The following is a 23,100-nucleotide window of genomic DNA, read 5'->3' on the forward strand; positions in this document are numbered from 1 at the left end:
AGAGCCATGGCAGGCCATTCAAAATTCAAGAACATCATGCACCGCAAGGGCCGCCAGGATGCGGCCCGCTCCAAGATGTTCTCCAAACTGTCCAAGGAAATCACCGTCGCGGCAAAGATGGGTGACCCTGATCCAGACTCCAATCCGCGCCTGCGTCTTGCCGTTCAGAACGCCAAGGCCCAGTCGATGCCCAAGGACAATATCCAGCGGGCGATCAACAAGTCGCAAACGGGTGATGGCGATAACTACGAAGAGATCCGCTACGAAGGATACGGACCCGCCGGGGTTGCCGTCGTTGTCGAAGCGCTGACGGACAATCGCAACCGGTCTGCTTCCAACGTCCGCTCCTATTTTACCAAATGTGGCGGCTCGCTTGGGGAAACCGGCTCAGTTTCCTTCATGTTCGATCGTGTTGGTGAGGTCATCTACAAGCCGGAAGCTGGTGAGGCCGATGCGGTTCTGGAGGCTGCGATCGAGGCGGGTGCTGAAGATGTTCAATCTGATGAAAGCGGTCACACGATCTATACCGCCTTTGAAGATCTGAACGATGTAGCCAAGGCGCTTGAAGATGCACTCGGCGAAGCGGATTCCACCAAGATTATCTGGAAACCGCAGAACCTGACCCCCGTCGATGTGGACAAGGCGCAAACGCTGATGAAACTCATCGACATGCTTGAAGACGATGACGACGTTCAAAACGTTTATTCGAACTTCGATGTTGATGAAGAAACCATGGCCGCGCTCGCGACCTGAGCGTGCGTGACGATGCTTTGCAAAACCCCGGCCTGGCCGGGGTTTTTCGTTTCGAAAGGCTGGTGCATTGCGGGCGTTGAGAATTGAAAGGTTTCGGAGTGTTCCAGATTTTCGAGTTGACCCAGGACGATCCCAAGACGCTGCAGGAACGCACCTTGAAGCTTTCCGAAGAGGCCGGTGAACTGGCTCAGGCTGTTTTGTCCGTCACCAAGGCCCCGGGCAGTGCCTACAAGAACCATTCCATTGAGGATGTGCGCGAAGAAGCGGTCGATGCAACAATCGTCGCTCTAAGCATTCTTGCGCAAGCATGTTCAAGCCGCTCAGAATTTGAGAGCGAGCTGGAACGGCTCATGAGCGAAAAATGCGGGAAGTGGCGAGAAAAGGTTCTGGAACAAGAAGCGTCAACGGAATAGTCCATCCAGCGCGGGCATGCTTGTCAAAGCAGCCAGGGCAATCAGGACATAGGCGACCTTCCGATAAAGGCTCGGATTTGCCCATTTGAAGCCGCGCGTGCCTGCAAAGATCGCAAGAGCATAAACCGGAACCGCAACGACCAGCAGGTGAAGCACCTTGATGGTGAAAAACCCGTGCAGCAAATAGGCGAAAAAAGTCCCCACGCTTGCCAGCGAAAAGAAGACGATCAGATTGGCTCTGATGGTTTGAGGATTGGAGGAACTGGACAGCCACATGGCAACAACGGGTGGGGCTGACACTTGCGATACGCCTCCAAGAATGCCGGAGACGCCACCTGTTGCGAACGAAATCGCCGAATTAGGCTGCTTTCGGTAGCGCCAGCCTGAAATCAAAAGCAGCAGTAGCCCGGTCACGATGGCAAAGATGGCCCATCTCAAAACAAGAATGTCCGTATTGGCCAGAAGCCATGCGCCGAAGTGCACAAAAACAATTGCGCCGAACACGGCGGGCAACACTGTGGACCATACGCACTGCCTGACGGCACGTACCAGAAGGGGCAGCGTCACGATGCTGTCTATGAAAAGGAAGGTCGCAGCTGCGGTGGCGGGCAGGATGACACTCGTTGCAACCGGGATGAAAATCATGCCCGCACCGAAACCTGCAAACCCGCGAACGCACCCGGCTACGAACAGAACTAGCGCCAGGAAGGCAAGCATCTCAGGTGTAAACGAGGTGAAAATTTCGTCCATGCAATCTCTTTGGTGAGCGGCATCCATGCGATGGCGGTCGTTTGCCTCAAGCCGAAGGCCGAAAACGATCGACAAGGGCAGTGCCGGAGATGGACAACATATGCCAACTACGCCTCTCTGACCGGGTTTTGGACAGGCTTTAGGTTGGTAAGCTCCGCTTCTGCTGGCGTCAACGAAGAAGTTTTGTTACCGATTTGTTCCATGACACATGCGATTCGATTGCTGGGGATCGACCCGGGACTGCGGCGCACCGGTTGGGGCATGATCGAGGCGGCGGGTAACAGGCTGTCCTTCATTGCTTCCGGCACGGTGACTTCAAACAACAAGAAAAGCCTGGCCGAGCGTCTCGTGGAGTTGCATGACGGGCTCTCCGAGGTTGTTCGGCAGCACGAGCCGCAAGAAGCTGCCGTTGAGCATACATTTGTAAACAAGGATGCCGGGGCGACGCTGAAGCTCGGCCAAGCCCGTGGCGTGGCGTTGTTGGTTCCCTCGCTTGCTGGACTGGCGGTCGCAGAATACGCGCCCAATCTTGTGAAGAAGACCGTGGTTGGAACAGGACACGCTGAGAAAGAACAGATCCGGGCAATGGTCAAGGTGCTGATGCCCCGTGCGACGTTCAACTCGGACGATGCGGCAGATGCGCTTGCGATTGCCATCTGCCACGCACAGCATCGGGCCAACAGCGCAGCACGCCTTGCGGCGATGGGGGCGGTATGATCGGAAAGCTGAAAGGGACCGTCGACAGTTACGGGGAAGATCATGTGATCCTCGACGTGCACGGTGTCGGCTACCAGGTTCACTGCCCTTCACGCATTCTTCAGGGCTTGCCGAGAACCGGAGAAGCGGCGGTACTGTTCATTGAAACCATGGTGCGTGAGGACATGATCCGATTGTTCGGTTTCGCTCAAGAAGCGGAGCGGGAATGGTTCAGGATCCTGATGACCGTTCAAGGCGTCGGGGCAAAGGTTGCGCTCGGTATCTTGGGTATCTTGAAAGCCAGTGAAGTGGCCAATGCCATAGCGCTTGGCGACAAGGCGACGATCTCGCGCGCGCCAGGTGTCGGCAAACGTGTCGCTGAGCGCATCCTGACCGAACTCAAGGACAAGGCACCAGGATTGGCAACCGTCGATCAAGGAACGATTGCCGTTTCGCAGGATGTGGCAGACAATGTTGCTGCGCGCCCGGTTGCCGAAGCCGTCTCCGCGCTCACAAATCTCGGTTACCCTCAGCCACAGGCAAGTGCGGCTGTTGCCAAGGCAATGCAGTCCGCAGGTGAAGATGCATCTACGGAAAAGCTGATCCGCCTCGGTTTGAAGGAATTGTCCGCATGATAGCGTTCACTTATGCCGTCATTGCCATAACATTCATTGTCCTGGGGATCGGCGGTATCATGTATCTGGACCACCGTTTCTCGCTGTCTGTCGGCGATCGTCCATTTGCGATCAAGGGGCGCCGTATCGAAACGGACGATCCGTTTGTGCGAAGCCAGTTCAAGAAATTCTATGCGATCAGGGTGGCATATTCCCTGTTTCTCCTGGTGATGCTGTTTGTGGTCGTTAGCCATGTCGGATAACGAACGCATTGTGACACCGGAAATTCGCGGCGATGAGATCGACAGCACCATGCGTCCGCAGGCTTTGGACGAGTTTGTCGGCCAGGCCCAGGCGCGTGCCAATCTGAAAGTTTTCATTGGTGCGGCCAAGGCACGTGGAGAGGCGCTTGATCATGTGCTTTTCGTCGGGCCGCCCGGCCTCGGCAAGACAACGCTGGCCCAGATCATGGCGCGTGAGCTTGGAGTGAATTTTCGGGCAACATCCGGTCCGGTTATTGCCAAAGCAGGCGATCTTGCAGCTCTGCTCACCAATCTGGAAGAGCGGGACGTGCTCTTCATCGACGAGATCCACCGGCTCAACCCTGCGGTTGAGGAAGTGCTTTATCCGGCAATGGAGGATTACCAGCTCGATCTGATCATCGGTGAAGGGCCGGCGGCGCGATCGGTGAAGATCGACCTGGCAAAATTCACTCTTGTTGCCGCGACAACGCGGCTTGGCCTCCTGACAACACCGCTGCGTGACCGGTTCGGTATTCCCGTGCGTCTGCAATTCTATACGGTCGCGGAACTTGAACATATCGTCAAGCGGGGCGCATCGATCCTTCAGATCGGCATGGCCGAAGACGGTGCACGCGAAATTGCAAAGCGGTCTCGCGGTACGCCGCGTATTGCAGGCCGGCTGCTTCGCCGCGTGCGGGACTTTGCCGTCTTCGAAGGCACGGAAAGAGTTGATCGTGCGCTCGCCGACAAGGCGTTGCGTCAGCTGGAGGTCGACCAAGCGGGGTTGGACAGTCTTGACCGGCGCTACCTCAATCAGATTGCCGTCAATTTTGGCGGTGGGCCCGTTGGGATCGAGACCATTGCGGCAGCTTTGTCGGAGCCAAGGGACGCTATTGAGGAGATTGTCGAACCATATCTGATTCAGAATGGTTTCCTGCAGCGAACACCGCGCGGGCGCGTTCTGACACCCATGGCATTCGAGCATCTAGGACTGGCTACGCCGTCCCGGCCGAACGCTCCGCAAATGGGTTTGTTTCAGGACCCGGACTAGTTTTACGTGTGATTTTGAAAGTCAACTTATAGGTAATTTTATCGAACTAGCTCGACTTTGATTAAACATTTATTGGCGAATCTCAACCTATGATCCCCCAAATTTGTGGGGGAATCATGCGTAAGCGGCTTTCATCAAAACTTGCTCTTATGTTTCTGGCTGGCGCTCTGACCATGTGCGTCGCCATTGTTACCGTTACGTCCATGTTGTCCAGGGACGTTGCCAACGGACAGGCGGACAACGGGCTGGAAAGTGCCACCAAGGCAAAGCAGAAAGTGCTTGAAATGGCACTGGACCAAGTCACGTACAGCGCGAAGTTCTTCGTGTCTCTTGAAGAGGCCAAGGACAGCCTGATGAAGACCCTGGTGGGTTGGAAAAACTTGAAAGAGGGTCAGAACGAGACGCTCCGCAAGATTTTCGTCACAGACAATCCGCATCCAGCTCACGAGCGTCATCTGCTGGTTGAGCCGGCAGAATCCAACTACTACGTGAACAATCACAAGGTGGTGCATCCGATTTATCAGGATGTTATCGGCCAAGGCCTGTTCTCTGATGCTGCGCTTGCCAACCCGGACGGCTTCATCACCTACACTTATGGCAAGGGTGAGGAATTCGCCCATCACGTGGATGCTGCCGATATCCAGGGTCATCCTGTCCAGGCCGCATTCGGCAAACTGTTTGCCGCCGCAAAGGACGAAACCCTTGCCGGTGGGCAAATCTATTCGTCTGGGTTTGTCACCGGCGAAGATGGCACCGTGTCGCTGGTGCTTGCAGCACCTGTCTTCTATCTCGACCGTTTCTTTGGCGCTGTTGCCTTCTCTGCGAATATGCAGGCGCTGGCATCGCTGTTGAATGAACCGACAGGACTTGCAGACAGCGAACGCTTCTTCCTGGTGGATGTTGCCGGAAAGGCTATCCAGCTGGACAATGCCGGTAAGGCAGAAGCCGTTCACATGCTGAGCGAAATTTCCGCGGGCGACCGTCTGATCAAACTGGACGGCAATGATTATCGTTTTGCTGAAGCCACCAACACCTATCAGGGAACGGTCTATGGTGTTGTGGATGCTGTTCAGCAGACTGAACTGTCCGCTGCTGCTGACCGGATCACATACGGCGCCGTCATTTCAGGATTTGCCTGCCTCGTGCCGATCGTTCTTCTGATCTGGTGGATCACGCGCCGCATGTTCTCTCCCATGGAGCGGCTATCGGTTGCGGCCCGCAAGATTGCGGATGGTGATCTGGAGGTGGCTGTCGAAGCAACCGAGCGTCATGATGAAATCGGTCGCATGGCGCGCTGCATCGAAGTGTTCAAGGACAATTCCGTTGAGCGCGAACGCATGGCGTCGGAACGCAAGGTTGGCCATATCGCCCGTGAAAAGCGCGAGAAGCTGATCGATTCCCTGATCGGCGACTTCCGGGCAGAGTCCCAGGCCGTACTGGAACTGGTTGAAACCAACATTGCACGGGTCGAGGATGTTTCCTCGCAGCTCAGTCAGAGGTCTGCATCCGCCTCCGAGCAGGGTGAAGCCGCGGTGACGACGTCTGAAAACGCATCGTCCAATGTGCAGGCCGTTGCTTCTGCAACCGAAGAGCTGAATGCTTCGATCTCGGAGATTTCCCGTCAGGTGGAAACAACGGCATCGATCGTCAGCCAGACAACGACCGCCGCCCAGAGCTCCAATTCGAAAATCTCTGGTCTCGCGGAAGCTGCCAACAAGATTGGCGACGTCGTGTCGCTGATTTCAGAGATTGCCGAACAGACCAATCTATTGGCCCTGAACGCGACGATTGAGGCCGCACGTGCCGGAGATGCCGGCAAGGGCTTTGCGGTTGTTGCCTCGGAAGTAAAGTCGCTTGCCGGTCAAACGGCAAAGGCAACCGAAGAGATTTCGGCGCAGATCGCTGCGATCCAGGCGTCGACCACCGAAGCGGTGGAAGAAATCGCCCGGGTCTCGGAATCGGTAGAGGAAGTCAATTCCTATACAACAACCATTTCCGATGCTGTTCAGCAGCAGGGCTCGGCAACGGGTGAGATTTCCCGAAACGTGGCGGAAGCCGCAGATGGCACACGCAGTGTCGCGTCGACAGTTGCATCGCTGAATGAAGGGGTTTCAGAAAACTCCTTGGCGGTCGATGACATGTTGACGGCAACTATCGAAATGAAACAGCAAGCCGAGCAACTTCGTGCCTCGGTGGAGAAATTCCTCTCCGAGGTTGCGGCGGCCTGACGTCGAACCTAGGTAAGTGTTCAAGGCAATGGAGGCCTCCCGGTCAGAAGATCGGGGGGCTTTTTTTAAGTGTCATGAAGGGGTGTGGATGTGACGGATTGGCCCGACCTTGCCGGCCGCCTGGAAGAAGGCGGTCATGTGCTTCCGGTACGCGTCTACTATGAAGACACTGATTTTACCGGGATCGTGTATCACGGGGCTTATGTACGCTTCTTCGAACGTGCACGGTCAGATTTTCTTCGTCTCGTGGGAATTCATCATGCCGAACTGGCAAAGGGCGTCCATGGCGTGTCTCTTGCGTTCGCAGTGCGGACCATGACACTCGACTTCCAAAGGCCCGCAAGGATCGACGATGTGCTGGAAGTGCACACGAGTATCGCAGAATACAGGGGCGCTCGATTGAAGCTGGACCAATTGATCCACAGAGGTGACGAATTGATGATCTCGGCGGCCGTGACGGTTGCAATCATCACGAGTGAAGGCAAGCCAACCCGCTTACCCGTTGCTTTGGCAGAAAAACTTCAACGTCATCTGCCGGATGAAACCTTCACCAGGTGATCGACTTGAGTGTGGTCTTGCGGGAACAGAAACCCTTACAAAGCAAAATACTTACAAAACAAATCGCTTCGTTAATCTTGCATTTACCTTAATTGATTCCTTTAGAAAGGGGCTTAAAGGTTGGAAAAGTCCCAGTTTTGACAAATTCAAACGTCAGAGAGGCGACTGGTTATTCGAGCTGGTTGTCTGATTCCGGTTCTCTGCTGTGGCTGCCGGTTCTTTTAAAGCGCAACAGCGTCAGACGGCCTAGAGGTCTAAGGAATAAATGGAAACACTCGTCCAATCCACTTTGGCAGCACCAGAACACGAGCTGTCGTTTTTTGCGTTGTTCTGGCAGGCGCATATCGTCGTCAAGATTGTCATGATCGGGTTGCTCGCTGCGTCGGTATGGTGCTGGGCGATCATAGTCGACAAGATTCTGCTGATTGGCCGCACACGGCGCCAGATGACACGGTTTGAAACGGTCTTCTGGTCAGGTCAGTCGCTTGAAGAGCTTTACAACACGCTCCACAACCGTGTGAACCATTCCATGGCTGCGTTGTTCGTTGCCGCCATGAGGGAATGGAAGCGCAGTCATGAAGGCCAGCGGCCGGCCATCGGTAGCCTGCAGCAACGCATTGACAGGGTCATGGACGTCACCATTCAGCGTGAAGCGGAGCGGCTGGAGAACAGGTTGCTGATCCTGGCAACGGTCGGGTCATCTGCTCCCTTTATCGGTCTGTTCGGCACCGTTTGGGGGATCATGACCGCCTTTCAGGCGATCGCAGCTTCCGAAAGCACCAATCTCGCCGTCGTGGCGCCGGGTATTGCCGAAGCTCTTTTTGCAACTGCGCTCGGATTGCTTGCCGCAATTCCGGCCGTGATTGCCTTCAACAAATTCAATTCCGACGTTGGCAAGGCAGTTGCCCGGATGGAAGGTTTTGCGGATGAATTCTCCGCGATCCTTTCACGCCAGATCGACGAGAGAGGCTAAGGCATGGCCATGCAGGTCGGATCCGCAGAAGAAGGTGGAGGGCGCAGAGGGCGTCGCCGCCGTCGGCACGCGCCCATGAGCGAAATCAACGTGACGCCCTTCGTCGACGTCATGCTGGTGCTTCTTATCATCTTCATGGTTGCCGCTCCGCTCCTGACGGTCGGCGTTCCCATTGACCTGCCGGAGACCCGCGCCAAGGCGCTGGAAGGTGACACGGAACCGATAACGATTTCGGTCAATTCGGCGGGTGAGATTTTCATTCAGGACACACCGATTGCCATCGACGAAATCGTGCCCAAACTCGAGGCGATTGCGGAAAACGGATACGAGGAGCGCATATATGTGCGCGGAGATCAGGACGCCGATTACGGCACCATGATGCAACTCATGGGCCGGATCAATGCGGCTGGGTTTAAACGGCTCGGCCTTGTCACTCTGGAAGAACGGGACTCGTAACGCGTCATGCGCGCAGGTCTCATCGCGTCATTAGCCGGTCACTCGGCCATTCTTTTCTGGGGCTTGTTGGCCTTTCCGGACGCGGAGAGTTTTTCTGTTCCACAGGTCGAATCCCTGCCGGTCGACCTGATACCCGTTGAAGAATTTACCCGACTTCGCATTGGTGAGCGAACTGCCGAGGTCCGCGACGTGGCTGCAACTCAGCCGTCTGAAACCGAGGTGGAAGAGCCGCCACAACCGACTGACAGACCAGGTGAGAGCCAGGTTGAGCAGCCGACACCGCCGACGCCGTCACCCGCACCGACACCTGCTCCGGAACCTCAGCCCGTTGCTGATCCTGAACCTGAACCAGAGCCGGAACCCGTCGCTGCACCCGAACCTGCGCCTGCGCCTCCACCTGAGCCTGCTGCCGATCCGGAACCGGCACCTGAACCAGCCCCGCAGCAGGAAGCAGCCCCTGCGCCACAACCGATCGTCACCAGCGTTGCTCCCCGCACCAAGCCTGCGCCGCCGCGCAGGACGCAGGAGCCGCCGAGAGAAGACCTCAACACTGAAGAAATAGCGGCGCTGTTGAACAAGGTTGAACCTGAGAGACAGCAAGGAAACGCTTCGCAGGAACCAGCATCGCTGGGTTCGCGCAATGGTGCTCAGAATGTGCGCATGTCCCAGTCCGAACTGGATGCCCTGCGCGGTCAGGTGGCTGCCTGCTGGAACCCGCCTGTCGGTGCTGTCGGTGCCGAAGAGCTCAAAGTTAGAGTACAATTCAACCTGTCGCAAGATGGTCAGGTTTCAGGGAACCCACGGGTGCTCAATTCGAACGGGAACCCGGCCTTCGGAGCGGCGGCAAGCAGCGCTGTACGCGCAGTCATGCGCTGTCAGCCTTATTCTCTTCCAATTGCCAAGTATGACGCTTGGCAGGAAGTGATTATCAATTTTGACCCGAGAGAGATGATCATCGGGGGATAGTCCGGAAATCCGGACAATGTTGGTGAGGGAGCGATATTGCTCATGCGTGGAATGTTGAAACGTCTTTCTGATCTCGTTGGCCACAAGGTCCCGGGGCTCGCATTGGTCGCCGCAGTCCTGATGACGCTGGCTCCTCAACCCGCGTCCGCATTGGTCGAGATTGATATCACGCAGGGCAATATCGAGCCGCTTCCCATTGCCTTGCCGTCCTTTTCCGCCGATGGCGGGGACAGCAAACTGGCTGCTGATATGACCAGCATCATTGCAGCGGATCTCAAACGTTCAGGGCTTTTCAACCCTCTGGACCCGGCAAGTTTCATCCAAAAAAACATGAGCGTGAATTCCACGCCACGCTTTGGCGACTGGCGTCAGATCAGTGCTCAGGCCCTGGTGACCGGCACAGTGATCAAACAGCCGGACGGCCGGCTCCGCGCCGAATTCCGTCTGTGGGATGTGTTTGCTGCCGAGCAAATGCTCGGACAGCAGTTTTACACGACCCCTGAAAACTGGCGGCGTCTGGCGCATATCATTGCGGACGCGATTTATGAGCGCCTGACTGGCGAAAAAGGCTACTTCGACACGCGGATTGTCTATGTCGATGAAACCGGGCCTAAGGACAAACGGATCAAGCGTCTAGCCATCATGGATCAGGATGGCGCCAATGTGCGGTACCTGACCCGGGGTGACGATCTGGTTCTGACCCCGCGCTTCTCGCCGACGAGCCAGGAAATCACCTACATGTCTTATGGTGGTGCTGACCCAAGTGTCTACTTGCTCAACATCGAAACAGGCCAGAGAGAGATTGTCGGCAATTTTCCGGGAATGACGTTTGCGCCGCGGTTTTCTCCTGATGGTCAAAACGTGATCATGAGCCTGCAGCAGGGCGGCAATGCCAACATCTTCCAAATGGATCTGCGGTCCCGCCGAACGACGCGCCTGACCAATACGGCGGCCATCGACACAAGCCCGTCTTATTCGCCCGACGGCCGCCGCATCGTGTTTGAATCGGATCGTGGGGGGACACAGCAACTTTATGTCATGGGTGCGAACGGCGGAAACGCGCAGCGCATCTCTTTTGGACCCGGCCGTTATTCAACACCTGTTTGGTCACCTCGCGGTGATTTGATCGCATTTACCAAGCAGCATCAGGGACGGTTCATGATCGGTGTTATGCGTCCGGATGGAAAAGGTGAGCGTATCCTCACCGAGGGCTACCACAACGAAGGGCCGGCATGGTCACCAAACGGCCGTGTTCTGGTGTTCTTCCGCGACACGCCGGGCGCGAATGGCGGTCCGCAAGTCTGGACCGTTGATCTGACGGGCTACAATGAGCTGAGACTGGATACGCCTGCCTTCGCTTCGGACCCGTCATGGTCGCCTCTCATAGACTAAACAACAGCAAAGTCTCTTCAGCGTTCGTGTTAAGTTACGATTAACCATGTTTGCAAAGAGGCTTTTAACCAGCTTTGACTAGAAAGCGTTTACCAAGAACCGGGAGTCCCGGGAGTCGGGCTGGGGATTAGGAGACAGGAATGTTCAAACGAGAATACGCCGGTCAGAGCGCGCGATGGATCGTGATCTGTTTCGCCGTTCTTTTCGCGGCCGCATGTGCCCAGACCAAACCGGACGGGCTTTCAAGCAATGTGAAACCGGGAACCGGCCAGGATTTTGTCGTGAATGTCGGCGACCGCGTGTTTTTTGAAGAAGACCAGTCGGTGCTGAACTCGCAAGGTCAGGCTACGCTTGCCAATCAGGCCAAGTGGCTCAATCGCTATTCCCAATACACCATCACGGTGGAAGGGCACGCGGATGAGCGTGGTACGCGGCAGTACAATATTGCGCTGGGTGCAAGACGTGCGCAGGCTGCGCGCGACTATCTTGTCGGCCAGGGCGTGAGCGCGTCGCGGATCAAAACCATCTCATACGGCAAGGAACGCCCTGTTGCGGTCTGTAACGACAACAGTTGCTGGTCGCAGAACCGTCGCGCGGTGACCGTGTTGAACAACGCGACCAATTGATCGGACTGTAAAGTACAAGAAAAAGCCGGACCACGTGTCCGGCTTTTTTCGTATTTGACGGACTGAAACAGATTTCTCCCTGCCGATACCACGGACCGTCAAACTTTAGCCGAAGTCCGGGCGCTCTGTGCACTTGAGTAAAGAGCGGGGCATGTTAAGACAACATGCGCGAGGAACTGTACTGCAAACGAAATCAGTCTGATGAAAAGACTTGACGACGGATGCTAACAGATCCCAACCCGGAGGAGCGAATGCGACATATGAAGGGCTTGGCAGGTTTCCTTTTGGCGATGGTTGTCATCGCAACTGCCACACCGTCCGAAGCACAGTTGTTCGGTCGGCGGAATGACGAATCGGCTGTCAGAATCAGCCAGCTGGAAGACCGGATCAGGGTTCTGACCGGCCAGCTGGAACAAATGTCTTTTCAGATGCGGGAACTGCAGGATCAGATCCGCCGCATGCAGGAAGACAATGAATACCGTTTTCAGCAGTTGGAAGGCGGAACACCTGGCAAACGCTCGCAATTCGTGCCTCAGGGAGCTCCGGGCAGCACTGCCCCGGGGCTGGCTGCGGACGGATCGCCGCGAACAGGCACTCTGGCTGCTCCTAACGGCAGTGCAGCGGCACTGCCGGCTGATGGTTCCGGAGATGGCAACTGGGATCAGTCAGGCGGCTACGAGGGCAACGGGTTGTCGACTGATGGGCCGATTGATCTGTCAGCTCTTGCCAATGGTGGCCTTGATGGTTTGAACGGCCTTGGTGACGACTTGTCGACACCGGGGCCCGGGTTGGCGACTGATGACGATCAAATCGCTTCGGTTATTGGTAGCGGTGATCCGAACACCGACTACAATCAGGCCTATTCGCTGGCCGTGAACGGTGACTATCGGGGCGCGGAGCAAGGGTTTCGCAATTTTCTTGAGAATTACCCCAACAGCGACCTGACCGCACAGGCACAGTACTGGCTTGGGGAAAGCCTTCTGGCGCAGCAGAATTACCGCGAAGCAGCTGACGCATTTCTGAAGACCTATACAGATCATCCAGGCAACTCGAAAAGCCCGGATAGTTTGCTGAAACTTGGTGTTTCCCTGCGCGGTCTCGGTGAAGCCGAAGCTGCCTGTGCAACGTTTTCAGAACTTTTGAACAAATACCCGAACGCTGCTTCGGCGGTTTTGACACAGGCGCGGGACGAGCGCAGCCGTGCACAATGTTCCTGACGGACCGGTTGAGCCGCAAGGGCTCCCGGTCGAAGACGTCGATTTCCTCTTTTCAAAACTGAATTCTTTTTCAAGCCTCGCACTTGCTGTATCCGGCGGCGCGGACTCGCTTTGCCTCATGGTGCTGTTTGATGAATGGCGTCAAAGGACCGGCTGGTCCGGATCCTCGGAAGTGGTAATTGTCGACCACGGATTGCGGTCCGAGAGCGCGGAAGAGGCCTCTTTTGTAGTCCAGGAAGCTGGGAAAAGGGGGTTGCCCGCGACTGTGCTGCGTTGGGTTGGAGCCAAACCCTTGGCCAATATTCAGGAAGAGGCACGCGTTGCGCGCTACCAACTTATTGCAAGCCGTCTGTCTGATGCCGGCGCTCAGGCGCTGTTGCTGGGCCATCATCTTGACGATCAGGCAGAGACGTTTTTGGATCGTCTGACCCGAGGCAGCGGTATATCCGGATTAAGTGCCATGGCTGCTGACGAGCCGGATGGCCCGGAGGGACTGCGGCTTTTGCGTCCTTTTTTAAGTGTACGAAAGGCGCAGCTGGAAGCCAGCCTCAGGGAACGTGGACTGAGCTGGTGCTCAGATCCTTCCAACGGAGATGAGAAATACAAGAGAAGCCGGTTGCGGCGCATTTTGGGACTGTTGGAAACTGAAGGTTTGACGCCGGAGCGAATTTCTCAAACCAGTTTGCATGTTCGTCGAGCGCGCCAGGCTTTGGAAGTGTCCGTGCAGGAAATTGCCGAACGTCTCTTCGTTGAGCATCCCGCAGGGCCGGTCAAATTGCGTTTGCCTGCCTTTCGAGCTTTGGAGCAAGAGTTTCGGCTGCGGCTCTTGGGGTTGTTGCTGGATCGGGTCAGCGGACGGCAGATCAAGCGCAGGTTTTCAAGCATTCAGGCGCTGGACAGTGGTCTGATGACGAAGGAAACGTTTCGGCAAACCCTGTCGGGGTGCCAGTTGGGGGCCAGCGAGGAGACAATCTGGTGTTGGCGAGAACCCGGTCGAAAAGTCCCCGCAACAATCGCTCCCTTTGTGGGGGGCGGGATCTGGGACAATCGATTTCGGTATAAAGTACCGGAAGCAAGCGAACGGGCCGGTTTTCAAGAGGGCTTTTTTCTTGGGCCTCTTTGCAAAGCGCCGATCGCCAGAAGCACAATTATTTGGCCGGATGGCTGGCCCCGTGAGGCTTTTGACTGTTCGCCCGTTATCTGGACAGGCAAGGGTATTGCGCTAAATCACGCTGCCAGTGTCAGTTTTGAGACTGTCAATTCCGACATGTGTGAGGATTTGGAATTGGAGCGGCTGCCAAAACGAGTTAAATTGCCGGGTAACCATTTCGACGAAGATGCCGAAAACGGGGAAATCTAGAGTTTTCCCCACTCGCAACATCTGATAGACGTCCTGGCTTAACAAAATAGTCAGTTCATCTGCGCAACTATGGCGCACCGCCTTGGCAGAGGGCTTTGGGCGACCTATCTTCGCTGGAAGAGAAATAACCGCGTGCAGATAAGTCGCGTCGGGCGGTTAAGGGAACAAAATGAACGCACATTTTCGCAACTTCGCTCTTTGGGTGATCATCGCCCTGCTTTTGATCGCATTGTTCCAGCTGTTTCAGAGTCCTGCGCAACAAGGCGCAACGAATGACATTGCTTATTCGGACTTCATGAAACAGGTCGACAATGGTGAGGTCAGATCCGTTGTCATTCAGGAACAGAAGATCACCGGCAACTACAATAGTGGTGGTGCCTTCCAGACCTATGCACCCGACGGTGCGCAGTATGTCGACGAACTCCGTGGAAAGGGCGTGTTGATCAAGGCAACGCCGCCTGCGGAAAGTTCACCGCTGCTTGGCGCACTGTTCTCGTGGCTGCCCATGCTGATTATACTGGGTATCTGGATATTCGTGATGCGCCAGATGCAAGGGTCCGGCGGTAAGGCAATGGGCTTTGGCAAATCCAAAGCCAAGCTGCTGACCGAAGCCCATGGCCGTGTGACGTTTGAAGACGTCGCAGGTATCGATGAAGCCAAGGAAGACCTTCAGGAGATCGTTGAGTTCCTGCGCGACCCGCAGAAGTTCCAGCGTCTCGGCGGCCGCATCCCGCGCGGCGTGTTGCTGGTTGGCCCTCCGGGTACCGGTAAGACGCTGACGGCGCGAGCAGTTGCAGGTGAAGCGAACGTTCCTTTCTTCACCATTTCCGGTTCCGACTTCGTGGAAATGTTCGTTGGTGTGGGTGCATCCCGTGTTCGCGACATGTTTGAACAGGCGAAGAAGAACGCGCCCTGCATCATCTTCATCGACGAAATCGATGCGGTCGGCCGTCATCGCGGTGCCGGCCTTGGCGGCGGCAATGATGAACGTGAGCAGACGCTCAACCAGTTGCTGGTCGAAATGGATGGATTTGAGCCAAATGAAGGCATCATTATCATCGCAGCGACCAACCGCCCCGATGTTCTTGATCCGGCGCTGTTGCGTCCGGGCCGTTTTGATCGTCAGATCGTTGTCCCGAACCCTGACATCACCGGCCGTGAGAAGATCCTGAAAGTGCATATGCGCAAAGTGCCTCTGGCTCCGGATGTCGATGTGCGGACACTCGCACGTGGAACGCCCGGGTTCTCGGGTGCGGATTTGATGAACCTCGTCAACGAAGCCGCTCTTCTTGCCGCCCGACGTTCGAAGCGTCTGGTGACGATGGCTGAATTCGAGGATGCCAAAGACAAGGTCATGATGGGTGCAGAGCGCCGTACACTGGTCATGACTGAGGAAGAAAAGAAACTGACCGCTTATCACGAAGCGGGCCATGCGCTGGTTGCGCTGCATCAGGAAGCGTCTGATCCGATCCACAAGGCAACAATCATCCCGCGGGGTCGCGCGCTCGGTATGGTGATGCGTCTGCCAGAAAAAGATCAGGTGTCCCTGACCCGCGCCAAGTGTAAGGCTGACCTTGCTGTGGCCATGGGCGGACGTGTCGCCGAAGAAATGATCTTTGGCTACGAGAAAGTCACTTCCGGCGCAACTGGCGACATCCAGATGGCAACCAAGCTGGCGCGTGCAATGGCGACCCAGTTCGGCATGTCGGACAAGCTCGGCCCGCTGCTTTATGGTGAAAATCAGGAAGAAGTTTTCCTTGGACACTCGGTCGCCAAGAACCAGAGCGTTTCTGACGAGACCCAGAAGATCGTGGATGCAGAAATCAAATCCTTCGTAAATCAAGGATATGAGACAGCAAACAAGATCCTTGGAGACCATGAGGACCAGCTTCACACGATCGCCAAAGGGCTCCTGGAGTATGAGACCTTGTCCGGTGACGAGATCAAGGATCTCTTGGACGGGAAGCCGCCGGTTCGCGATACGGATGACGATCAACCCGTAGGCCGGTCATCCGCTGTACCGACAGCGGGAGCGAAGCGCGGTGGAGACGAGGCGAGTGGTGGCATGGAGCCTCAACCGCAGTCCTGATCCGTCAAACAGAGATCGCAAGTCGAGAATGCCCGGCATCGCCGGGCATTTTTCATTTAGACGTTCCGAAGACTTGTTAGTGATTAGTAACAATTGCTCACATATTTTGAAGCGCAGACGTTCCTGATTGCGTTACAAGGAACGCCAAACAAATAGTCAGACAGGCATGATTGATGCGTAAATTCTTTGGCACCGATGGTATTCGCGGCCAGGCCAATTGTTATCCCATGACCGCAGAAATGGCCTTGAAAGTCGGTATGGCCGCCGGTCTCGTTTTCAGAAACGGCGGACACCGGCATCGTGTGGTCATCGGCAAGGACACCCGCCTTTCCGGGTATATGATCGAAAATGCTCTTGTTGCCGGATTTACCTCGGTTGGCATGGATGTCTTTCTGCTTGGCCCAATGCCGACACCATCGGTGGCGATGCTGACGAGATCACTCAGAACCGACCTTGGGGTCATGATTTCTGCCTCGCACAATCCTTTCCAGGACAACGGCATCAAGTTTTTCGGGCCGGACGGATTCAAGCTGAGTGATGGCATAGAGAAGGATATCGAGGCTCTCGTTGAAAGCGATCTGACCTCTCGCCTTGCCGGCATGCGCGATCTTGGCCGCGCGAAACGAATTGATGGCGCACAGCAGCGCTATATCGAATTTGCAAAGCGCACTTTGCCAAGGGAAATGAACCTTGAAGGCCTTCGGGTCGTGATTGATTGCGCAAATGGAGCCGCCTACAAAGTGGCACCGGAGGCGTTGTGGGAACTGGGAGCAGATGTCATTTCCATGGGTGTTACGCCGGACGGGTTTAACATCAATCAGGATTGCGGTTCCACCTCGCCACAAGCACTCTCGCGCAAGGTTCACGAAGTGCGGGCGGATATCGGGATCGCGCTCGATGGCGACGCGGATCGCGTGATCATTGTCGATGAAAACGGGACGGTTGTTGATGGCGACCAGCTCATGGCTCTGGTGGCTCAGTCCTGGCAGGCCAACAACCGGCTGTCAGCGCCCGGGATCGTGGCGACTGTCATGTCCAACCTTGGGCTGGAACGATACCTGGAAGATCTTGGTTTGGGGCTCGCACGAACAAAGGTGGGAGACCGCTATGTGGTCGAACACATGCGGGCCAACGGTTACAATGTCGGCGGTGAACAATCAGGTCACATTGTCCTATCCGATTTCGCTACAACGGGCGACGGCCTGATCGCTGCACTTCAGGTGCTGGCCTGTGTCAAGGATCAGAACAAGCCGGTTTCGGAAGTCTGCCGAAGGTTCGAGCCGGTGCCTCAGATCCTAAAGAATGTCCGCTACAAGGGGGGCACTCCGCTGGAACAAGATAAGGTGAAAACGGCGATTGAGGATGGCGAGGCCAGACTTGGAAAAACCGGTCGTCTTGTCATTCGTGCATCCGGGACGGAGCCCTTGATCAGGGTGATGGCGGAAGGGGATGATGCTGATCTCGTAAACCAAGTAGTCAATGACATTGCCGGTGTGGTTGCTTCGGCTGCGGCCTGAAGATCATCTTATGTTTATTTTCTGTATTCAAGCCGCCCGACTTGGACGGCTTTTTAATGAACCTTAAACAGTGTTATTCTTGTTAAGGTTTCCTTAACGTAAAAAAACACGGTTAAAGAACAGAGTTAAGTCACAATTAATGAATTCCCGTCAGTATCCTCACAAGTTTGATGTGTCCGGCATTGGTTGAAGCGGGCGCTCACTGGAAGAGGACTAGGACATGGACAATTTCTTTAAGCGTTTGTCTTTGGCCGGATTTGCTGTTGTGCTTTCCTCCGCGGGCTACGCTGCGGATTTGCCAACCCCGGTCATCGAGCATATTCCCGCAGCGCCAGCACCCGCCGTTGGTGGTTTCTATCTGCGCGGCGATATTGGCTACAAGATCTACAATGCACCGGACATTAAATACGGCACCTTGGATTTCTTCGATGAAGATATGGACGGGACATTCATGTTGGGAGGTGGTGTTGGCTATAAATTCAACAATCACTTCCGCACGGATCTGACGCTTGACTACGAATTCCCTGCTGAAGTGAAGTCCAAGGCACCTTGTTTTGGTTGTTCCCCAGACTATTCAATTGAAAAAGCCGACATTGATGTTTGGACCGTTATGTTGAATGGATATGTCGACATTGGCACTTGGAACAAAATCACTCCCTACGTTGGCGCAGGTATTGGTGCTTCTTATGTTACTACGAGTGACATTCGCTTCCAGAATCCGAACGGTGCGAGTGGAACATATGAAGGTGATAGCAAGTGGAATTTCGCTTGGGCGCTTATGGCTGGCGCGTCATATGATATCACGCCGAATCTCGCTCTGGATGGTGGGTATAGGTATTTGAACATTGGCGACGCCCACTCTGCCAAGTTCAGCACTGGTGGTCAAAACGCCCGAATCGAATACGAAGATCTCTCTGCTCACGAGTTCCGACTTGGTGCGCGCTACACATTCGGTGGCCGTGCTGCACCTGCCGCGCCGGTTTACTACGAACCGCAAGGGCCGATCAGCAGCAATTTCTAATTTGCGCATCGAACTTTTTCAAGAAAGGCCGGTCCTTGGACTGGCCTTTTTCTATTTGGGGCCCCGGCTCAATGGGGCCGTTCAGTCGCATGTTAACTTTCGCATGCAACGCAACGCAAAACGCTGTCCATGAGGCGCCAAGCCTCGAATTTTTGCATTCCTTCGTAGCTGCGGCAAGCAGGTGGCGGTCTTAGTGAAAGACCCGCTGCAAACAAACATGCCGCGATAACTTTCCCATTTTCCGTTGACCAGGCGTCAGGAACGCCTTATCCCCATAGGTGGGCCACCCCTCCCCAACGAGGGGCAACTATCTGCGAGGGTAGACAGATATGACTGAACTTACTGCCAAGCCGGACGTGCGTCCGGCCAATCCTAATTTTTCGTCAGGTCCTTGTTCCAAGCGCCCCGGTTGGTCCCTTGATCAACTGGCAGACGCACAGCTTGGACGGTCTCACCGGGCCAAGCCCGGAAAGGCCAAACTGGCTGAAGCGTTAGACCTCACGCGCAAGATCCTGAGTGTTCCCGACGATTACCGCATCGGTATTGTGCCGGCTTCCGACACGGGCGCGGTCGAAATGGCGATGTGGTCGCTTCTCGGCGCGCGCGGCGTCGATTTGCTGGCCTGGGAGAGTTTTGGCGCGGGATGGGTGACCGACGTGGTCAAACAACTCAAGCTGGACAATGCCAGGATCTTGAAAGCGCCATATGGCGCATTACCCGATCTGGGTGACGTCGATTTCGACAATGATGTTGTCTTTACTTGGAATGGAACGACGTCCGGTGTTCGGGTGCCCGATGGCAATTGGATCGCGGATGATCGTGCCGGTCTCACGATTTGCGATGCGACATCTGCCGCCTTTGCACAAACACTTCCTTTCGAAAAGCTCGATGTTGTCACCTTCTCCTGGCAGAAGGTGCTTGGCGGTGAAGCAGCGCATGGTGTGTTGATCCTCAGCCCGAGAGCTGTGGAACGCCTCGAGAGCTATACACCCGCGTGGCCGCTGCCCAAGATCTTCCGCCTCACCAAAGGCGGCAAGCTGATTGAAGGCATTTTCAAGGGCGAGACCATCAATACTCCTTCCATGTTGTGTGTTGAAGACTATCTCGATGCGTTGAAATGGGCGGACGGAATTGGCGGCTTGTCGGGCCTTTGTGCGCGTGCCGATGCCAATCTCAAGGCTCTTGCCGACTGGGTCGAGAAGACCGCGTGGGTAGATTTTCTGGCTGAAAATTCCGCAACGCGGTCGAATACATCCGTGTGTCTGAAGGTCACGGATCCAGGTGTTCTGGCATTGCAAGAAAATCAGCAGGCCGCATTTGCCAAGGCGCTCGTCTCCACACTCGATGCTGAAGGTGTCGCCTTCGATATCGGTGCCTATCGCGATGCACCTTCCGGTCTCAGAATATGGGCAGGGGCAACAGTTGAAACAGCTGACCTGCAGGCCCTGACGGTTTGGCTCGATTGGGCGTTCGCGCTCGAAAAAGGCAAGCTTCCTCAGGCGGCCTGAGCATATCTCCAAAACACAGTGATACTGCCGGGCGGATTTCTGCCCGGTCACGGCATTTATTCAAGGAGATGCTTTTATGGCTCCCAAGGTATTGATTTCCGACAAACTTTCGCCCGCAGCAGTTCAGATTTTCAAGGATCGTGGCATCGACGCCGATTTCCTGCCTGATGTTGGCAAAGACAAGGAAAAACTCCTCGAAATCATCGGTCAGTATGATGGGCTGGCCATTCGTTCCGCCACGAAGGTGACGGAAAAGATCATTGCGGCAGCCGACAATCTCAAGGTGATCGGCCGGGCCGGTATCGGTGTCGACAATGTCGATATTCCCAAGGCGACTGCGCGCGGCATCATTGTCATGAACACGCCGTTCGGCAATGCGATCACCACCGCTGAACATGCCATCTCAATGATGATGGCGGTCGCGCGGCAAATTCCGGCGGCTGACGCATCGACACAGTCAGGCAAGTGGGAAAAGTCCCGTTTCATGGGCCGTGAAATTACCGACAAGACGCTTGGGCTGGTCGGCTGTGGCAATATTGGCTCCATCGTTGCAGACCGCGCCATCGGCCTAAAGATGCGCGTTCTCGCTTATGACCCGTTCCTGACACCAGAGCGTGCGATGTCGCTCGGTGTCGAAAAGGTTGAATTGAACGATCTGCTTGAGCGCGCGGACTTTATCACGTTGCATACACCTCTTACCGAGAAGACTCGCAACATCATCAATGCGGATGCAATCGCGAAGATGAAGAAGGGGGCTTATCTCATCAACTGTGCGCGTGGCGGTCTGGCGGACGAAAAAGCCGTCAAGGCAGCGCTCGATGAGGGGAAACTCGGAGGTGCGGCTTTTGACGTTTTTGTTGAGGAGCCGGCCAAGGAGAACATCCTCTTCGGAACGTCCAATTTTGTATCGACACCGCATCTTGGTGCGTCAACGTCGGAAGCGCAGGAGAATGTCGCGCTTCAAGTCGCCGAACAGATGTGCGACTACCTTCTGCATGGCGCAGTGCGCAATGCGCTCAACATGCCTTCAATTTCAGCGGAAGAAGCACCCAAGCTCGCACCTTTTGTTCGGCTCGCCGAGCAACTCGGTTCCTTCGCTGGTCAGTTAACGGAAACCGCGATCCAGGGCGTCAGGCTGGAATATGCAGGCGCTGTGTCGGAAATGAACGTTCAGGCGCTGACAGCGGCCGCGATCACCGGTCTGCTGACGCCGCTTTTACAAACCGTCAACATGGTGTCTGCACCCATTCTGGCCAAGGAACGTGGTGTCAAGGTTGAGGAAATCCGGCGTGAAAAACAGGGTGCCTACGAAACCTACATCAGATTGACGGTGATCACTGAAAGACAGGAGAGGTCGGTGGCCGGTACGGTTTTCGCCGATGGCAAACCTCGGGTCATTCAGGTGAAGGGCATTAATATGGAGGCCGAACTTGGCCAGCATATGCTCTACATCACCAATGAAGACAAGCCAGGCTTCATTGGGCATCTGGGCATGGAACTTGGCAACAATGGCGTCAATATCGCGACGTTCAATCTGGGTCGCCTTGCGCCGGGTGATGATGCCATTTGTCTGGTCGAGGTTGATGGAAGAGTGCCTGAGGAAGTCATGTCCCGCCTAGAGGCCGTTTCGCATGTAAAACAGGTGAAAGCTCTCGAGTTTCAATAATGCAGCAGGAGGCGTTGGCAGCGCAGCGCCTCCGCTTTAAACGGTTTTTGCCTGCTTGCCGCGCATAACTCTGCCGTCAAGCACGACGAGTCCGATCAGGAGCACGCCGAAGCCGCTGAGTTGAAGTACACTCAGGTTTTCACCCAGAATGAGCCAGCCAAAGAAGAGCGCGCTCGCCGGCACGATCAGTGTTACCAGTGAAGCGTTTGTGGCACCTGCGTTTGCCAGCAACTGAAAATAGATCAGATAGGCGAAGGCGGTCGCCAGGATGCTGAGGGCCAACACGTTGAGCCATGCGGTTATGCCAGGGTCGCCTATAGACCAGCCGGCGCTTGTCAGAACCGCAACCGGCAGCATCAGCACACTCGACCCGATCAGTTGTCCGGTCGCAGCAACCTGCGGCGGCACATCCTTGAAGCGTTTCGCAAATGTTGCGGCAAAGGCATAGGAAACTGCGGCTCCAAGACAGCAGAGCTGCGCCCAGAGAGGATCGGTGGCAAGACCTGTGAGGCTGCTCGACAGCATGATTGCCACTCCGACAACACCCAGCACGACGCCGGCAACGCGGTTTGCCTGAAGTGGTTCCTGTTTCACGATCAAGCTTGCAACGATTACGGTGAAGACCGGTGTTGTTGCATTTAGAATTGATGCCAGCCCCGCGCCAATTTCCGTTTGCCCCAGAAACAAGAGGGAAAACGGAACGGCGTTGTTGAGGAAGCCCATTACCAGAAACGGCACGGCATATCGCCATTCCAGGTGCTTGATCAGGCCTTGGTGCCAAAGAACGAGGAGTAGAACGGCGCAGGCAATCGAAACTCGGAAAAAGACCAGTGTGAATGGCGGAATTTCTGCAACTGCGACCTTGGCAAAAAGAAAGGAACCGCCCCAAATAGCGCCGAGAATAAACAACAGGATCCAGTTTCGAAGCGACATTGACATTTCTCGTTGATTTGGAGTGACGTCTCTCGCCTACCATGCCGTAAGACGTGCGGACACCCGAAATC

22 protein-coding genes are annotated in these 23,100 nt (G+C 55.5%); 20 read left to right on the forward strand and 2 right to left on the reverse strand.

The window, feature by feature from the left end:
• Window positions 1-6: 6 nt before the first annotated feature.
• Together Q0835_RS10800 and Q0835_RS10805 are read left to right on the forward strand one after the other, a co-directional pair.
• The gene (locus tag Q0835_RS10800) at window positions 7-753 is read left to right on the forward strand and encodes a YebC/PmpR family DNA-binding transcriptional regulator (RefSeq protein WP_298819919.1); all 747 of its coding nucleotides are present in this window, start codon (window positions 7-9) and stop codon (window positions 751-753) included.
• A gap of 83 nt (window positions 754-836) precedes the next feature.
• Entirely contained in the window at window positions 837-1,166 is a 330-nt protein-coding gene (locus Q0835_RS10805) for a MazG-like family protein (RefSeq protein ID WP_298961004.1), read from the forward strand.
• Here Q0835_RS10805 and Q0835_RS10810 read toward each other — a convergent pair.
• The gene (locus Q0835_RS10810) at window positions 1,155-1,916 is read right to left on the reverse strand and encodes a sulfite exporter TauE/SafE family protein (protein WP_298961008.1); all 762 of its coding nucleotides are present in this window, start codon (window positions 1,914-1,916) and stop codon (window positions 1,155-1,157) included. The two genes, Q0835_RS10805 and Q0835_RS10810, sit on opposite strands and share 12 nt — an antisense overlap.
• A gap of 201 nt (window positions 1,917-2,117) precedes the next feature.
• On the opposite strand from Q0835_RS10810, the gene ruvC reads away from it, so the two are divergent.
• The 18 genes from ruvC (at window position 2,118) to serA (ending at window position 22,096) form a co-directional block, all read left to right on the forward strand.
• Complete coding sequence (gene ruvC, locus Q0835_RS10815) at window positions 2,118-2,633, forward strand: crossover junction endodeoxyribonuclease RuvC (RefSeq protein WP_298819924.1); 516 nt, start codon at window positions 2,118-2,120, stop codon at window positions 2,631-2,633.
• Window positions 2,630-3,247, forward strand: coding sequence for a Holliday junction branch migration protein RuvA (ruvA, locus tag Q0835_RS10820; RefSeq protein WP_298819925.1), 618 nt, complete (start codon window positions 2,630-2,632; stop codon window positions 3,245-3,247). Before ruvC ends, ruvA begins: the two co-directional genes overlap by 4 nt.
• Window positions 3,244-3,489, forward strand: coding sequence for an endonuclease (locus Q0835_RS10825; RefSeq protein ID WP_298819926.1), 246 nt, complete (start codon window positions 3,244-3,246; stop codon window positions 3,487-3,489). The genes ruvA and Q0835_RS10825 overlap by 4 nt, the downstream gene beginning before the upstream one ends.
• Window positions 3,479-4,519, forward strand: a complete 1,041-nt coding sequence (ruvB, locus tag Q0835_RS10830) for a Holliday junction branch migration DNA helicase RuvB (protein ID WP_298961012.1) — start codon at window positions 3,479-3,481, stop codon at window positions 4,517-4,519. The genes Q0835_RS10825 and ruvB overlap by 11 nt, the downstream gene beginning before the upstream one ends.
• Window positions 4,520-4,635: 116 nt before the next feature.
• Window positions 4,636-6,747 (forward strand): HAMP domain-containing methyl-accepting chemotaxis protein, encoded by a 2,112-nt coding sequence (locus tag Q0835_RS10835; RefSeq protein WP_298961015.1) that lies wholly within the window; start codon window positions 4,636-4,638, stop codon window positions 6,745-6,747.
• Between the two features lie 90 nt (window positions 6,748-6,837).
• A complete protein-coding gene (ybgC, locus tag Q0835_RS10840) occupies window positions 6,838-7,305 on the forward strand; it encodes a tol-pal system-associated acyl-CoA thioesterase (protein ID WP_298961018.1) in 468 nt (155 codons plus the stop codon).
• Window positions 7,306-7,570: 265 nt separating this feature from the next.
• The gene (gene tolQ, locus Q0835_RS10845) at window positions 7,571-8,278 is read left to right on the forward strand and encodes a protein TolQ (protein ID WP_298819936.1); all 708 of its coding nucleotides are present in this window, start codon (window positions 7,571-7,573) and stop codon (window positions 8,276-8,278) included.
• Between the two features lie 3 nt (window positions 8,279-8,281).
• Window positions 8,282-8,734, forward strand: coding sequence for a protein TolR (gene tolR, locus Q0835_RS10850; RefSeq protein ID WP_152499922.1), 453 nt, complete (start codon window positions 8,282-8,284; stop codon window positions 8,732-8,734).
• A 6-nt stretch (window positions 8,735-8,740) separates the two neighbouring features.
• The gene (locus Q0835_RS10855) at window positions 8,741-9,700 is read left to right on the forward strand and encodes a TonB C-terminal domain-containing protein (protein ID WP_298819939.1); all 960 of its coding nucleotides are present in this window, start codon (window positions 8,741-8,743) and stop codon (window positions 9,698-9,700) included.
• A 120-nt stretch (window positions 9,701-9,820) separates the two neighbouring features.
• Window positions 9,821-11,092, forward strand: coding sequence for a Tol-Pal system beta propeller repeat protein TolB (tolB, locus tag Q0835_RS10860; protein ID WP_298820177.1), 1,272 nt, complete (start codon window positions 9,821-9,823; stop codon window positions 11,090-11,092).
• A 140-nt stretch (window positions 11,093-11,232) separates the two neighbouring features.
• Window positions 11,233-11,718, forward strand: coding sequence for a peptidoglycan-associated lipoprotein Pal (gene pal / locus Q0835_RS10865; RefSeq protein ID WP_298819942.1), 486 nt, complete (start codon window positions 11,233-11,235; stop codon window positions 11,716-11,718).
• 251 nt (window positions 11,719-11,969) lie between these two features.
• Entirely contained in the window at window positions 11,970-12,935 is a 966-nt protein-coding gene (ybgF, locus tag Q0835_RS10870) for a tol-pal system protein YbgF (RefSeq protein WP_298819945.1), read from the forward strand.
• A complete protein-coding gene (gene tilS, locus Q0835_RS10875; protein ID WP_298961021.1) occupies window positions 12,919-14,295 on the forward strand; it encodes a tRNA lysidine(34) synthetase TilS in 1,377 nt (458 codons plus the stop codon). Before ybgF ends, tilS begins: the two co-directional genes overlap by 17 nt.
• Before the next feature lie 169 nt (window positions 14,296-14,464).
• Window positions 14,465-16,384 carry an ATP-dependent zinc metalloprotease FtsH gene (gene ftsH / locus Q0835_RS10880; RefSeq protein ID WP_298819949.1) on the forward strand — a complete coding sequence of 640 codons (1,920 nt, stop codon included), beginning with the start codon at window positions 14,465-14,467 and terminating at the stop codon, window positions 16,382-16,384.
• A 170-nt stretch (window positions 16,385-16,554) separates the two neighbouring features.
• Window positions 16,555-17,901, forward strand: coding sequence for a phosphoglucosamine mutase (gene glmM, locus Q0835_RS10885; protein ID WP_298819951.1), 1,347 nt, complete (start codon window positions 16,555-16,557; stop codon window positions 17,899-17,901).
• Window positions 17,902-18,121: 220 nt separating this feature from the next.
• Window positions 18,122-18,922: an outer membrane protein gene (locus Q0835_RS10890; RefSeq protein ID WP_298961024.1), complete on the forward strand. Its 801-nt coding sequence runs from the start codon at window positions 18,122-18,124 to the stop codon at window positions 18,920-18,922.
• A 329-nt stretch (window positions 18,923-19,251) separates the two neighbouring features.
• Complete coding sequence (locus Q0835_RS10895) at window positions 19,252-20,430, forward strand: phosphoserine transaminase (RefSeq protein WP_298961026.1); 1,179 nt, start codon at window positions 19,252-19,254, stop codon at window positions 20,428-20,430.
• Window positions 20,431-20,506: 76 nt separating this feature from the next.
• Entirely contained in the window at window positions 20,507-22,096 is a 1,590-nt protein-coding gene (serA, locus tag Q0835_RS10900; protein ID WP_298961028.1) for a phosphoglycerate dehydrogenase, read from the forward strand.
• Between the two features lie 36 nt (window positions 22,097-22,132).
• Here serA and Q0835_RS10905 read toward each other — a convergent pair whose 3' ends face one another.
• Entirely contained in the window at window positions 22,133-23,029 is an 897-nt protein-coding gene (locus Q0835_RS10905) for a DMT family transporter (protein WP_298961031.1), read from the reverse strand.
• Between the last annotated feature and the right edge of the window lie 71 nt (window positions 23,030-23,100).

Origin of the sequence: uncultured Roseibium sp., from assembly GCF_947499295.1 — a bacterium.
Lineage (GTDB): Bacteria > Pseudomonadota > Alphaproteobacteria > Rhizobiales > Stappiaceae > Roseibium.

What these genes read in the sequence shown, in the direction of transcription:
- Q0835_RS10800 (WP_298819919.1), top strand. Translation starts at nt 7, where the DNA reads ATGGCAGGCCATTCAAAATTCAAGAACATCATGCACCGCAAGGGCCGC.
- Q0835_RS10810 (WP_298961008.1), bottom strand. Translation starts at nt 1,916, where the DNA reads ATGGACGAAATTTTCACCTCGTTTACACCTGAGATGCTTGCCTTCCTG.
- ruvC (WP_298819924.1), top strand. Translation starts at nt 2,118, where the DNA reads ATGACACATGCGATTCGATTGCTGGGGATCGACCCGGGACTGCGGCGC.
- ruvA (WP_298819925.1), top strand. Translation starts at nt 2,630, where the DNA reads ATGATCGGAAAGCTGAAAGGGACCGTCGACAGTTACGGGGAAGATCAT.
- Q0835_RS10825 (WP_298819926.1), top strand. Translation starts at nt 3,244, where the DNA reads ATGATAGCGTTCACTTATGCCGTCATTGCCATAACATTCATTGTCCTG.
- ruvB (WP_298961012.1), top strand. Translation starts at nt 3,479, where the DNA reads ATGTCGGATAACGAACGCATTGTGACACCGGAAATTCGCGGCGATGAG.
- Q0835_RS10835 (WP_298961015.1), top strand. Translation starts at nt 4,636, where the DNA reads ATGCGTAAGCGGCTTTCATCAAAACTTGCTCTTATGTTTCTGGCTGGC.
- tolQ (WP_298819936.1), top strand. Translation starts at nt 7,571, where the DNA reads ATGGAAACACTCGTCCAATCCACTTTGGCAGCACCAGAACACGAGCTG.
- tolR (WP_152499922.1), top strand. Translation starts at nt 8,282, where the DNA reads ATGGCCATGCAGGTCGGATCCGCAGAAGAAGGTGGAGGGCGCAGAGGG.
- Q0835_RS10855 (WP_298819939.1), top strand. Translation starts at nt 8,741, where the DNA reads ATGCGCGCAGGTCTCATCGCGTCATTAGCCGGTCACTCGGCCATTCTT.
- tolB (WP_298820177.1), top strand. Translation starts at nt 9,821, where the DNA reads ATGACGCTGGCTCCTCAACCCGCGTCCGCATTGGTCGAGATTGATATC.
- pal (WP_298819942.1), top strand. Translation starts at nt 11,233, where the DNA reads ATGTTCAAACGAGAATACGCCGGTCAGAGCGCGCGATGGATCGTGATC.
- ybgF (WP_298819945.1), top strand. Translation starts at nt 11,970, where the DNA reads ATGCGACATATGAAGGGCTTGGCAGGTTTCCTTTTGGCGATGGTTGTC.
- ftsH (WP_298819949.1), top strand. Translation starts at nt 14,465, where the DNA reads ATGAACGCACATTTTCGCAACTTCGCTCTTTGGGTGATCATCGCCCTG.
- Q0835_RS10890 (WP_298961024.1), top strand. Translation starts at nt 18,122, where the DNA reads ATGGACAATTTCTTTAAGCGTTTGTCTTTGGCCGGATTTGCTGTTGTG.
- Q0835_RS10895 (WP_298961026.1), top strand. Translation starts at nt 19,252, where the DNA reads ATGACTGAACTTACTGCCAAGCCGGACGTGCGTCCGGCCAATCCTAAT.
- serA (WP_298961028.1), top strand. Translation starts at nt 20,507, where the DNA reads ATGGCTCCCAAGGTATTGATTTCCGACAAACTTTCGCCCGCAGCAGTT.
- Q0835_RS10905 (WP_298961031.1), bottom strand. Translation starts at nt 23,029, where the DNA reads ATGTCGCTTCGAAACTGGATCCTGTTGTTTATTCTCGGCGCTATTTGG.